General features: G+C 64.8%; 11 protein-coding genes. 6 read left to right on the top strand and 5 right to left on the bottom strand.

Features of this window, described 5'->3' with window-relative positions; all coding sequences use genetic code 11:
* Positions 1-16: 16 nt before the first annotated feature.
* The 4 genes from DYZ14_RS08460 to DYZ14_RS08445 are packed head-to-tail and all read right to left on the bottom strand — an operon-like array spanning position 17 to position 3,786.
* On the bottom strand, positions 17-856 hold the full coding sequence (locus tag DYZ14_RS08460) for a carbohydrate ABC transporter permease (RefSeq protein WP_154720261.1): 840 nt from the start codon (positions 854-856) through the stop codon (positions 17-19).
* Positions 853-1,788: a carbohydrate ABC transporter permease gene (locus DYZ14_RS08455; protein ID WP_154720260.1), complete on the bottom strand. Its 936-nt coding sequence runs from the start codon at positions 1,786-1,788 to the stop codon at positions 853-855. Before DYZ14_RS08455 ends, DYZ14_RS08460 begins: the two co-directional genes overlap by 4 nt.
* A complete protein-coding gene (locus DYZ14_RS08450; RefSeq protein ID WP_154720259.1) occupies positions 1,781-2,950 on the bottom strand; it encodes an ABC transporter ATP-binding protein in 1,170 nt (389 codons plus the stop codon). The genes DYZ14_RS08455 and DYZ14_RS08450 overlap by 8 nt, the downstream gene beginning before the upstream one ends.
* A complete protein-coding gene (locus tag DYZ14_RS08445) occupies positions 2,947-3,786 on the bottom strand; it encodes a metallophosphoesterase family protein (protein WP_154720258.1) in 840 nt (279 codons plus the stop codon). Before DYZ14_RS08445 ends, DYZ14_RS08450 begins: the two co-directional genes overlap by 4 nt.
* Positions 3,787-4,110: 324 nt before the next feature.
* Between DYZ14_RS08445 and DYZ14_RS08440 the strand changes: the two genes are divergently transcribed.
* Entirely contained in the window at positions 4,111-5,004 is an 894-nt protein-coding gene (locus DYZ14_RS08440; protein ID WP_210209279.1) for a helix-turn-helix domain-containing protein, read from the top strand.
* A gap of 43 nt (positions 5,005-5,047) precedes the next feature.
* On the opposite strand, the gene DYZ14_RS08435 is transcribed toward DYZ14_RS08440, so the two are convergent.
* Positions 5,048-7,183 carry a TonB-dependent siderophore receptor gene (locus DYZ14_RS08435; protein WP_154720256.1) on the bottom strand — a complete coding sequence of 712 codons (2,136 nt, stop codon included), beginning with the start codon at positions 7,181-7,183 and terminating at the stop codon, positions 5,048-5,050.
* A gap of 338 nt (positions 7,184-7,521) precedes the next feature.
* Here DYZ14_RS08435 and DYZ14_RS08430 point away from each other — a divergent pair, with 338 nt between their 5' ends.
* The 5 genes from DYZ14_RS08430 (at position 7,522) to DYZ14_RS08410 (ending at position 12,533) form a co-directional block, all read left to right on the top strand.
* On the top strand, positions 7,522-8,517 hold the full coding sequence (locus DYZ14_RS08430; protein WP_154720255.1) for an iron-siderophore ABC transporter substrate-binding protein: 996 nt from the start codon (positions 7,522-7,524) through the stop codon (positions 8,515-8,517).
* On the top strand, positions 8,514-9,557 hold the full coding sequence (locus DYZ14_RS08425) for a FecCD family ABC transporter permease (protein WP_154720254.1): 1,044 nt from the start codon (positions 8,514-8,516) through the stop codon (positions 9,555-9,557). The genes DYZ14_RS08430 and DYZ14_RS08425 overlap by 4 nt, the downstream gene beginning before the upstream one ends.
* A 62-nt stretch (positions 9,558-9,619) precedes the next feature.
* The gene (locus tag DYZ14_RS08420) at positions 9,620-10,594 is read left to right on the top strand and encodes a FecCD family ABC transporter permease (RefSeq protein WP_195949881.1); all 975 of its coding nucleotides are present in this window, start codon (positions 9,620-9,622) and stop codon (positions 10,592-10,594) included.
* Complete coding sequence (locus tag DYZ14_RS08415; protein WP_154720252.1) at positions 10,591-11,403, top strand: ABC transporter ATP-binding protein; 813 nt, start codon at positions 10,591-10,593, stop codon at positions 11,401-11,403. The genes DYZ14_RS08420 and DYZ14_RS08415 overlap by 4 nt, the downstream gene beginning before the upstream one ends.
* Before the next feature lie 50 nt (positions 11,404-11,453).
* A complete protein-coding gene (locus tag DYZ14_RS08410) occupies positions 11,454-12,533 on the top strand; it encodes a DUF2218 domain-containing protein (protein ID WP_154720251.1) in 1,080 nt (359 codons plus the stop codon).
* The last annotated feature ends 154 nt before the right edge of the window (positions 12,534-12,687 follow it).

Raw genomic sequence — 12,687 nt, 5'->3', positions numbered from 1 at the left:
CCTTGGTTGCGACCGATCAGCCTTTCAGACCGGTCATGGTGATACCCTCGACGAAGCGCTTCTGCGCGAGCAGGAAGGCGAGCACGAGGGGAAGGGTGATGATGAGGGTGGCCGCCATCAGCGCGCCGTAGTCGTCGCCGGCTTCGGCTGCGCGGAAGTAGAGAAGGCCGAGCGGCGGCGTGGCATAGGCCTGGTTGGTGACGACGATCAGCGGCCAGAACAGGTCGTTCCAGTGGGCGACGACCGAGAAGATCGCAAAGGCGGTGATCGCGGGCCAGGCATTCGGGACCACGACCCGCGCGACGATGCCGGCCTCGGACATGCCGTCTAGGCGGGCCGCATGGATCAGGTCGTCGGGAATACCGCGGAAGAACTGCAGGAAGAGGAAGATCGCGAAGACCGAGATCGAGAAGGGTGCGACCAGGGCGAAATAGCTGTTGAGCACCGACAGCCGGTCGAAGGCGACGTAAAGCGGCAGGGCAGTCGCATGGATCGGCACGAGCAGGCCGAGCATGACCAGCGCCATCATCATCTTCGCCGCGCGGAACGTCAGCTTGGCCATGGCATAGGCGCAAGGGATCGCCACCAGCACCTGGACGACGAGGATCAGCCCGCAGACGATCACCCCGTTCAGGAGCAGTCCGCCCATCGATACGCGGCCGAAGGCCTTGGCAAAATTCTCCGCATAGGACCAGGTCTGCGGGATGAGGTTGAGCGAAGAGGAGAATATCTCGCTCTGCGCCTTGCCGGCGGTCGAAATCATGAAGATGTAGGGCGCGAGGAAGACGATGGCGCCGAGCGTAAGAAGGGCAAGGCGGAGCACGCGGCCGGGCGTGAAACGATCGGTCATGGTCATGCGTAGTGCACCTTCCGGTCCATGACGCGGTATTGAAGGAACATCAGCGACACCAGGATTGCGAGGAAGATGACGGTCATCGCCGAGGCGTAGCCGACCTTGAGGAAGACGAAACCCTCCTGGTAGATGGTGAAGAGCAGGACTTCCGAGGCCTTGTTCGGACCGCCCTCGGTCAGCGTCTTGACGGTCTCGAAGACCTTGACCGAATTGATGATGCTGATCGTGGTGACGAACAGCGTGGTCGGCCCGAGCATCGGCCAGGTGACAAGGCGGAAGCGGGAGAGCGCCGAGCGCGCGCCGTCGACTTCCGCCGCCTGGTAGAGCTCACGCGGGATCGCCGAAAGGCCGGCGAGGAACAACACCATGTTGAAGCCGGTCGCCTGCCAGATGCCGATGATCGACAGGCTGGTCATCACCGTGCTCGACGCGCCGAGCCAGTTGGGCCCGTCGATGCCGATCAGGCCGAGAGTGGCGTTGATCGGGCCGATGGTCGGATGGAAAAGGTATTGCCACACCGTCGCCATGGCGACCAGCAGCGAGGCGACGGGCAGGAAGAAAGCGGTGCGGAACAGGCTCTTGCCCCAGCCTTCGGATTCGATCAGCAGCGCAATGCCGAGCCCGAGCGCCATCGACGTGGGCGCGACGATCGCCGCATAGACCGTCGTGTTCCACAGCGATTTCTTGAAGGTGCGGTCCTTCAGGAGATCGGCATAGTTCTCGAAACCGACGAAGTTGAAGCTGGCATAGCCCAGCTCGAAATCGGTGAAACCGAGAAAGATCACGGCGATCGTCGGCAGGATGACGAACAGCAGGAGCAGCAGGACGGCCGGCGCCGCAAGCAGCAGGGCGATGCGCGCCTCGCGACGTTTCGCCGCTTCGGCGGCGGAGCGCGCAACCGGCGGCCGGCCGGCATCGAGGGCCAGACTAGCCATGCAGGACCTCCGACCGTTCGGCCGAGACCATGGCGATGCTGGCGGAAAGCCGCTCGCCGTTTTCGTCGAACAGCAGAATGGTGGCGGGGTCGAGTTTCACATCGATGCGCTGTCCGGCGGCCAGCCCGATCGCCTCGGCGGGGGCGATCTTGGCCACGACGATGCCGTCCATGCCGGCAAGCCGGGTGAACACCACCACTTCCGAACCAAGGAATTCCAGCCGTTCGATACGGGCCGGCAGGCTTCCTTCACCGGTCGGCGCGAGGGCCACGAATTCCGGACGGAAGGCGACCGTCACCGGCGCGCCCGCCTTCAGGTGAAGACGCGTCGCAAGACGAACGTCTCCAGCCTGCACCAGACCCTTGTCGTCCACCACGGTGGGCAGGACGTTGATGCGCGGCTGGCCGAGAAACTTGGCGACTTCCAGATGGGCCGGATCGTCATAGATCCTGCGCGGGCTGTCGAGCTGCAGCAGGCGTCCGCCGATCATCACGGCGACACGGTCGGCCATGGACAGCGCCTCCGACTGGTCATGGGTGACATATAGCGTCGGCACGCCGGCCTTGCGGTGCAGCTCGACGATCTCGCCGCGCGCATGGACGCGCAGGTTGGCGTCGAGGTTCGACAGCGGCTCGTCCATCAGGAAGACACTCGGATGGCGCACCATGGCGCGGGCGAGCGCCACGCGCTGGCGCTGGCCGCCCGACATCTGCCCCGGCTTGCGGTCGAGCAGATGGTCGATCTTCAGCGATGCCGCCATGTCCTGGACCTGGCGCTGGATGTCGGCGCGGATCTGCCGCTGCTCTGACAGCATGCCGCCCACCAGCGGCAGGCGCCCGGCCGTCGACAAGCGTCGCATGGCGAGCGGAACGGCGATGTTCTGGCCGGCCGTCAGGTGCGGGTAAAGCGCGTAGGACTGGAACACCATGGCGATGTTGCGGTCGCCGGCAGCCCTGCCGGAGACTTCCTCGCCGCCGATGACGATCTCGCCATGGTCGGCATGATCGAGACCGGCGACGATACGCAGCAACGTGCTCTTGCCGCAGCCGGACGGTCCGACCAGCGCGATGAACTCGCCCGCCTCGGCTTCCAGGCTGACGCCCTTCAGGATGCTGTTGCCACCATAGGACTTGTTGATGTCGCGGAGGCTGAACGCGCTCATTCGGCAGCCTCCACCGGAGCCGCCGCCGTCGTGGCGCGCGGATAGACCTCGTCGATCACCTCGTCGAGCACATGGGCGACCATGCCGGAGACCGCGACGATCTCGCTCGTCACGTCGTCGCCAAGATGATGGATCACGCCGCCGACGACGCGCTCGCCCGGCATTTCGCGCTCCAGCTTGTCGATGATGAAGGAGGTCGGCGGGGCCCAGAGCAGCTTGGTGGTCCCCATTTCGCCCTGCCAGGTCCAGTGAAGGTGGCCACTGGCGTATAGTGCCACATCATGGGCGGCGATGAGGTTGAACAGGCGTTGGCGTTCGGCCGGACGTGCGCCCCAGTAGCCGGTGTCGCCTTCGGCCGGATCGTCGACGAACAGCGGCTTGTGGGCGAAGATGGCGACGCGACGGCCTTCGCGGCCTTCCAGCGTCTCGACGAGCCAGTCGAACTGGGCCTGTTCTTCTGCATGACCCGAACCAACGAGCAGGCTGTTCAACCCGATCAGACGCCAGCCGCCGACATCCTTGGCGAAGCGATCGGGACCGGCAAGACGGCGCCAGCGTTCGAGCCGGGCATCGTCGATCGGCTGGTTCGAGCCGGGCATGTGGCCGACGTCGTGATTGCCGGGAACGACCAGCACCGGCACGTCGAGTTCGCCGAGCAGCGCCATGGAGAAGACGATGTCGTCCGCCTGGTCGGCGCCGTCGATGGTGAGGTCGCCGGTGTGCAAGACGAGGTCGGGCTTGACCGCCTCGATCCAGCGGCGAATGGGCTCCCAGTTGCCGTTGAAGTGCGGCTTGGACGGGCTGAAATGCGTATCGCTGATCTGGACGATTTTCATGGGCTGGCACCTTGTCGACGCGGGATTGCAGCCGGATCTAAAGTGAAGCCGGCACTCTCGGCGATGTGTTTAGGGGCTCAGCGTGTCAGCCGCTTGAGAGGCGTTTCAGTGTTCTTCCAATATCGTCATCGAAGTTTCACAAGGTCCTGCGCGCGCCGCCCGTCGCACGGGACCACTTGTCATCCTCCACAAACATGATAATTCCGTTCATGATAACCGGACGCGCTTGTCCGGAACCCGAACCGGTCCGCGGGACACGATCCGCTCCCGTGCCTTGTTCCCGGAGCGTGCCACGTATCTCGAAACGCGGAGACCCTGTCCGAAGTGACTTATCGACACTCCATGACGTGCCGGACCGACGGAATCCAGCCCGTGGCTCCGGCCAAATGGCGCGGGCTGGAGGGGCTCGTCGGCGTGTTCTGGGACGCGGAGGGGCAGGCAGGCGCCAACGCCTATTACCTCTCTCCCGACCCGCGCATCGTGATCTTCTTCAACGAGGTTTCCCCGCACATCCGGATGTCGAACCGGGAGAGCGGTTTCGGGCAGCATGACCGACCGATGACGCGCGCGCTATACGTGCCGGCCGGCGTCCCGCTGTGGACGAGATTTACCAGCCCGCATCGCTTCTCGCATCTCGACCTGCATCTGCACAGGGACCGCCTTTTACGCTTCCTCACCCCATCGGTGGGCGGCTCGGTGGCCCGCTCGATCCTCCGCCGCCCGGTGGAAATCCAGGATGTCGGGCCTATCGCGACACTCGCCGGTCTGGTCGTCGACGAAGTCTCGAAACCCAGGCGGCATGCGGTCTATGCCGAGAGCCTGGTCGGCAGCATCGTCACCGGTCTGCTCGACATCCCCACGGACGAAGATGAAACGGCCAATGGCAGGCTGACCCAGGCGCAGATCAACAAGCTGGTCTCCTGCGTCAACGCGAGCCTGGACCGGCGCATGACGGTCGCCGAGATGGCCGAGGTCGTCGGCCTCTCGGAAAGCTGGTTCTCCACCGTCTTCCGGCAGACGACGGGAAAGACGCCGCTTCAGTGGCAACTCGGCAGGCGCATCGAGGCGGCGCAGGCGCTGCTGGTCAAGGGCGAACTCAGCCTCGTCGACATTGCGGCCCAGCTCGGCTTTTGCGATCAGGCCCACCTGACCAAGGTGTTCCGCCAGGTTGTCGGCCAGACCCCCGCCACCTGGCGTCGCGCGCAGGTATCATCCTGAAACAACAGGCCCCACCCGAAACCATTCGGGTGGGGCCGATCGCTTACCAGGTCTGGCGCAGCGTCGCGTAGATCGTGCGGCCCGGATTATAGTAATAGGCGCCACCGTCATCATTGGCGATATGCTTCTCGTCGAACAGATTGCTGACGTTCATCTGGAAGGTGGTGTTCTCCTGGATCTTGTAGGTATAGGCGGCATCGAAGACCACCGCGCCGTCCGACTCGCGGGTATTCGCGTTGTCGAAGTAGTACGAGCCGATATAGCGAGCGCCGAGCCCGAAGGTCATGTCGCCGCGCTTGCCATCCCCCTCGAGCGTGTAGGTTCCCCAGATTGAAGCCAGGTGCTCCGGCACCTGGGCGAAACGGTTGCCGTCATAGGCGCCACCCTTCTCGACGATCTGTGAATCGATGTAGGAATAGGCGGCGACCACGTTGACATTGTTCGTCACCTCCACCTTGGCCTCGAGATCGAGGCCGCGATGGCGGATCTTTTCGACCGTTGCCGGCAGGTACACCGGCGCTTCGTAGGTCGTGATGTTCTCCATCGTCAGGTCGTAGACGGAAGCGGTGATGAGGCCCGGAAAGGCATCCGGTCGATACTTGATGCCGACCTCATACTGCTTGCCGGCGGTCGGCTCGGTTCCGGTGCTCGGCGGGGCGACCGATTCGGCATAGCTCGTATAGACCGCCAGCTCCTCGGTGATCTTGTAGGACAGACCGAAGCGCCGCGTCATTTCGCTGTAGTCACCGCTGTCCGTGGTATTTGCCAGCCGATCCGTTTCACTAAGATCGAGCCAGTCATTGCGCAGGCCGACGCTTGCGGTCAGCTTGTCGTAGAAGGTCAGATCCTGCTGCAGATAGAGCGCCTTGGTCTTCTGGTTGTTTTTCGTGCTGCTATAAGGCGAAAGCGCGCCGGGCCCGCCCCAGTAGACCGGGTTCTCGAAGTCGATGGCAGGGGCGGCGACATAGTAGTTGCTGCCGACCGAGTCGAACTTGTTGTATTCGGCGCCGACGAGGGTGCGGCTTTCGACGTTGTTGAAATTCGTCTCGTAAAGCAGATGCGCGTCGATGATGAACTGCTCGGTCGACTTCTCGCTGCCGAAGTAGGAGCGGTTCACCATGGTATCGGCCGGGTCGTCGGCGCCCAGCGCATCCCAGATGTAGGCATAGCCGAATCCGGTGTCGGACTTGCTGTAGCGCGCACTGGAATTGAAGGTCAGGCCATTGCCGAAATCGTGGTCGAACATGACACTATAGGTGTTCCTGTTCGTCGTATCGTAATTGTAGTCCGGCTCGCCGAAGAAGCTGTCCCTGTCGAAATCCGTGCCCCGCGGATGGCCCCCACCGCTCGGCGTACCGTCCCGGTCCAGATGATCGAAGACGAAGGTCAGGCTGGTCATGTCGGTCGGACGCCAGGTCAGGCCGCCCATGATGAAGTTCTCGTCGTCCTGCGAATAATCGTATTCGGCGTCGGAGCGCTGGAACTTGCCGGTCAACCGGTAGGAGAGGGTATCGTCCTCGGTGAGGTTGTCGCCGAAATCGAAGCCGCCCTCCTTGTGCGAGAACGAGCCGCCCGTGCCGTAGACCTCGCCGAAGCGTTCGCTCTTCGGCACCTTCGTCACATAGTTCACCGACCCGCCCGGATCGGAAACCCCGAATCCGGTGGAATTGGCGCCCTTCAGCACTTCGATGCGCTCGAAGGCATAGGGCTCCTCACGCAACCCGCTCCAGGTGCGGCCGATCACCATTCCATCGCGATAGGTGAACGGCGTGAAACCGCGGATCTTGAAATAATCGTAGCGGTCATCCGAGCCATAATAGTCGGTAACCACGCCCGATGTGTATTGCACGACCTGCTCGACGCTGTTTGCGCCGCGCTCCTGCACCTCCTTGGCGGTGATGACGGAGACCGATGCGGGCGCCACCAGGATATCCGTCGGCATCTTGCCGACGCCCGTGGTCTTCGTCGCGACGATCGTCTTCGAATCGTCGTCGCTGCCGCTCACACCGCCCTGAACGGTAATCGTCTCGAGGACGGTGGAACCGTTCGCGCTTTCCGCCTCCTGGGCCTGCAGCGCGGCCGGAGCGAAGGCGACCAGTGCCGTGCAGCCCAACAGGACGGCGGTGCGGTAGCGGATGGAAACCTGTCCCGGGTTTCCGGCTGTTCTTACTCTTGCCATGTCTGGTTCCACAATTTCTTGACGTGTCGAATGCCGTCAGCCGGCAGGGGCGCCGGCCTGGCCGAATGGGCGGGTCGGGAGAACATCGCGTGGGAGAACCTCCGCCCGTCCCGGCAAACGAGATCCCCTCTCGGTCGCGGCAGACGGCAGAGACTGTCCGATATCCCCTTCACGGGGCTTTTAACTTGAGAAATTTTGTCCGGTATTGTAGTTTTTCCGTATTTTGTAGGATTCCCCGGAAAGTTCGTTCTGCATCCGAGGCACGCCCGGCAACATGCTTGACCTTGCCTGATGAAGCTGACAGGGAAAGTCAACTTAAAAACGTCGAGAGTTGACGCATGTCCTGCTTCCTCCGCTTGTGCCTGTTTCTGGTCGCCGCATCCCTGCCGCTTCTCGCGGCGGGTGGCGCCGGCGCCCAGGAATCCGTCTTCCCGGTGACGATCAGGCACGCACTTGGAACGACCGTCATCGCCAAGAAACCCGAGCGGGTGGCAACCGTCGCCTGGGCGAACCACGAGGTCCCCCTGGCGCTCGGCATCGTTCCTGTCGGCTTTGCCGCCGCCAATTTCGGCGATGACGACGGTGATGGCCTCCTGCCCTGGGTGGCGGAAAGACTGGCCGAGCTGAAGGCTGACAGGCCGGTCCTGTTCGATGAAGGCGACGGCATCGATTTCGAGGCTGTCGCCGCCACCAGGCCCGATGTGATCCTGGCCTCCTATTCGGGCCTGAGCCAGGCCGACTACGATACCCTCAGCCAGATCGCGCCCGTCATCGCCTACCCCCAAGCGCCTTGGTCCACCGATTGGCGCGACATGATCCGCCTCAACAGCGCCGGTCTCGGCATGGCGAGCGAGGGCGAGGTGCTGATCGCCGAGATCGAGGCGAGGATTGTCGCGGAAGTCGCCGCCCATCCCGACCTGCGGGGCAAGTCGGCCATGTTCGTCACGCATCTCGATGCAACCGACCTCAGCATGGTCAATTTCTACACAACCCACGACACGCGCGTCAGGTTCTTCAAGGATCTCGGCCTCGCAACTCCGAAAAGCGTTGCCGACGCCTCGGCGGGCAACAGCTTTTCCGGATCGATCAGCGCCGAACGGATCGACGCCTTTGACGACGTCGACATCGTCGTGACCTATGGAGACCACCAGCTTGTCGAGGCGATGAGCGCCAACCCGCTCCTGGCGCGCATGCCGGCCGTCGCCCACGACGCCGTGGTCACGCTCGGCAGGGATCCCGTCGGCACGGCGGCCAATCCCACGCCGCTGTCGATCGCCTGGGTGCTCAAGGATTATGTCGCCTTGCTTGCCGAAGCGGCCCGAAAGACGAAATGACCGCCGGAGAATTGACGTCCATCGCGCCTGCCGCCGTTTCGGCACGATCGAACCGCATGCGATCTCTCGGGCTGGCGGCAATGATCGTGGCCGTTGCTGCGCTGTGCGCCATGTCCCTGGCGATCGGCACGCGGGACGTCGCCTGGTCCGACATTCTTGCCGCCTTGCACGGCCAGGTCGACAGCATTGGCCAGGCTGCGGTCGCCATGCGCATCCCGCGCACGGCGCTTGCACTCGTCGCCGGAGCGGCGCTGGGTCTCGCCGGCGCCGTCATGCAGGGCGTGACGCGCAACCCGCTGGCCGATCCGGGCATTCTCGGCGTCAACATGGGCGCTTCGCTGGCCGTCGTCATTGCCGTCGCCTGGATCAACATTACCTCGGCCTACGCCTATATCTGGGTGGCCGTTCTCGGTGCGGCCTGCTCCGCCGTCTTCGTCTACACCATCGGCTCGCTCGGGCGAGGCGGCGCAACCCCTCTCAAGCTCGCGCTTGCCGGCGCAGCGACCTCGATCGCCTTCGCCTCGCTGGTGATCGCCGTGGTCCTGCCGCGCAACGACATAGCCGGCGGCATACGTGCCTGGCAGGTCGGCGGTGTCGGAGGGGCGACCTTCGAGCGTATTTCCCACGTCCTTCCCTTCCTGCTCGTCGGTTTTGCCATCAGCCTCTTGTCGGCCAGGAGACTGAACTCGCTGGCGCTGGGCGACGATCTGGCGGCCGGGCTTGGCGAGCGCGTTGCCGTGGCTCGCGCCGTCGCCGCCCTGGGCGCCGTCCTTCTTTGCGGCGCGACGACGGCGATCTGCGGCCCGATCGGCTTCGTCGGCCTGGTCGTGCCGCATGTCTGCCGCCTGTTCATCGGCGTCGATCATCGCTGGCTCCTGCCGTTCTCGGCCCTCGGCGGCGCCTGCCTGCTGCTGGCGGGAGATGTGCTTGGGCGCATCGTGGCGCGACCCGCCGAACTCGATGTCGGCATCGTCACCGCTCTGGTCGGAGCACCCTTCTTCATTTGGATCGTCAGGCGGCAGAGGGTTCGGGACTTGTGACTTTGCTCTTGGCATCCACCGACGGGATCGCAGCAGGCCGCCGCCGTCGCGCGCGCGGGCTCATGGTCGTCGTCCTTGGTCTTCTTGTCGTTCTGGTCGCCATGTTCGGCCTGACCCTCCTGCGCGGCCAGTCCTTCACGCCGCCGGGAGACGTCATTCGCCTCCTCTGGGGCGAAGACCTGCCGGGCGTGACCTTTGCCGTCGGCCAGCTGCGCCTGCCCCGCGCGGTCCTGTCGATCCTCGCCGGCGCGAGCTTCGGCCTGGGCGGCGTCGCCTTCCAGACGATGCTGCGCAATCCGCTGGCGAGCCCGGACATCATCGGCATCAGCTCGGGCGCCAGCACGGCTGCCGTCTTCGCCATCGTCGTGCTCTCGCTCGACGGGCCGCTGGTGCCCATCTTTGCCGTGGCTGCGGGCCTCGGCGTCGCCGTGCTGGTCTACGGGCTGTCGTTTCAAAACGGCGTCGCCGGAACGCGTCTCATTCTCGTCGGCATCGGCGTTTCCGCCATGCTGGAGAGCATCACGGCCTATATCCTGTCGCGCGCACCGACGTGGAACCTGCAGGAGGCGATGCGCTGGCTGACCGGAAGCGTCAACGGGGCGCAGCTCGACCAGACGCTGCCCCTCCTGATGGGGTTGATACTCTTCGGCGGCCTGCTGCTCGCCCGCACGCGCGACCTCGAGGCCCTGAGGCTGGGAGACGACACGGCAGCGGCCCTCGGCGTCAGTGTTTCCGCGACCCGCGTCCTCGTCATCGTCTCGGCGGTCGGCATGATCTCGGTCGCGACGGCGGTCGCCGGCCCGATCGCCTTCGTCGCCTTCCTATCCGGCCCGATTGCCGCCCGCATGGTCGGCAGCAGCGGTTCGCTGCTGGTTCCGTCGGCACTGGTTGGCGCGACGCTGGTTCTCGTCGGCGACTATTGCGGGCAGTTCCTTCTGCCGGCCCGCTATCCCGTGGGCGTGGTGACCGGGGCCCTGGGCGCACCCTACCTCATCTATCTCATCATTCGGGTCAACAGGACGGGAGGGTCGCCATGACCATGCATTCCCTCACCGCAAGCGCGCTTTCGGCGGGCTATGGCGAAGCGCTCGTTCTGAACGAGCTGAGCCTTGCGGTCCCGCCTGGCAAGATCACCACGATCGTCGGCGCCAATGCCTGCGGCAAGTCCACCCTGCTGCGCACCATGTCGCGACTGATCGCACCGCGCCAGGGTCACGTCCTGCTCGACGGCAAGTCGGTCCACCGGACCCCGACCCGCGAGCTGGCGCGAACGCTGGGGCTCCTGCCGCAGTCTCCCATTGCGCCGGAGGGGATCACCGTTGCCGACCTCGTCAGCCGCGGCCGCCATCCCCACCAGGGCATGTTTTCGCGCTGGACGCGCCAGGACGACGAGGCCGTGGCGGGCGCCCTCAACGCGACCAAGACCGCCGATCTCGCGGATCGACCGGTGGACGAGCTCTCCGGCGGACAGCGCCAGCGGGTGTGGATCGCCATGGCGCTGGCGCAGCAGACGGAAATCCTTCTGCTCGACGAACCCACCACCTTCCTCGACATCAGCCATCAGGTCGAGGTCCTCGACCTCCTGACCGACCTCAACCACACGCGCGGCACGACGATCGTCATGGTGCTGCACGACCTCAATCTCGCCGCCCGCTACGCCGATCACCTCGTGGCGATCGAAGGTGGACGCCTGCATGTCGCCGGACGGCCCGAGGATGTGTTGAGCGAACAGACCGTGCGCGAGGTCTTCGGCCTCGAAAGCCGCATCATCACCGATCCGACCTCCGGCAGGCCGATCATGCTGCCGATAGGCCGACACCGCATGACGAGCGATCCGCCATGTTGAAGACCCGATCGACGACCCCGCCCCAAGCGCATTCACAAGGAGCACCAGCCATGACTGGCACCCAGCAATTCACGCTTTCCGGCACCGCGCTGCCGAAGGATGTCGCCGGCATGCTCGACGAGATCTGCGAGCATTTCGTCGAGCATTCCGACGTCCAGAGGAACGAGAACCAGGTCCTGCTGAAAAGCGAGATCGGCTCCGCCGGCATCCGCGCCGAGGGTGACAGGCTGCTGATCGAGCTTGCCTGCCCCACGGCGGAGGCGCTGCAACTGACCCGCACCATGCTGGCCGAACACCTGTTCTATTTCGCCGGGGACGACCCGTTCGAACTGAGCTGGTCCGATCCGCCGCCGCAGACCAGATTGGCCAATCTCCAGGAGGCGATCGTCGTATCGGCCGAGGATGTAACGCCACGCATGCGTCGGGTCAAAGTCGCCTGCGCCGATGTCTCCCCCTATATCGACGGTGACATGCACGTCCGTCTTCTCGTCCCGCCAAGGGGCAGGCCGCCGGTCTGGCCCGGCATTCGCGCCGACGGGCGCCTTGCCTGGCCGGAAGGAGAAGACGCGCTTCTCGCCCGCGTCTACACAATCCGCGCCGTCGATGTCGAACGCCGCGAATTGTGGATCGACATTCTCCAGCATCCGGCGCCGGGCGTGCGCACCCCCGGCGCGGATTTCGCCCGCGACGCCCTGCCCGGCGACAAGGTGGCGCTTCTGGGTCCCGGTGGTGGAGGCCATCCTCGGGCCCAATCGATCTTCCTCGCCGGCGACGAAACGGCGCTTCCGGCGATTGCCCGTATCGCCGCCGAGGCTAAACCCGGCACGCGCCTGCGGGCGATCATCGAGGTCGAGAACCAGGCGGAGGAGCAACCGCTTCCCACCCAGGGATCGCTGGAGGTGCGCTGGCTTCATCGCGTCCGGTATCCGGCCGGTGCGACGACGGTGCTGGCCGACGAAGCGATGGCGGTGATCGGATCACTCGAACCTGAGACCTTCATCTGGGCCGCGTGTGAAAAGAAGGAATTGCGCAGCATCCGAAGCTTTCTGAAGGCTAGCCAACCGGACCGGAAGGCAAAATACCTCGCCTGGTACTGGTGGCGTGGGCGTGACAGTGATTCCCTGAGGTGACCGGCCAGCCCGACCAGCACCTCAGGCGACCGGCGATCCTGGCCGACCGAAACGACGATCATCTTTGATCCGGACCGGGGTGGCGAATCATCCCCTTGCTAGCCTTATGCGAGCCGCCGGCTTCATCAGGCTGCCGCGCTGTCGTGCAGGCAGA

The sequence above is a fragment of the Ciceribacter sp. T2.26MG-112.2 genome (assembly GCF_900492205.1).
Classification (GTDB): Bacteria; Pseudomonadota; Alphaproteobacteria; order Rhizobiales; family Rhizobiaceae; genus Allorhizobium; species Allorhizobium naphthalenivorans_A.
This window is presented reverse-complemented; position numbering and strand designations above follow the sequence as displayed.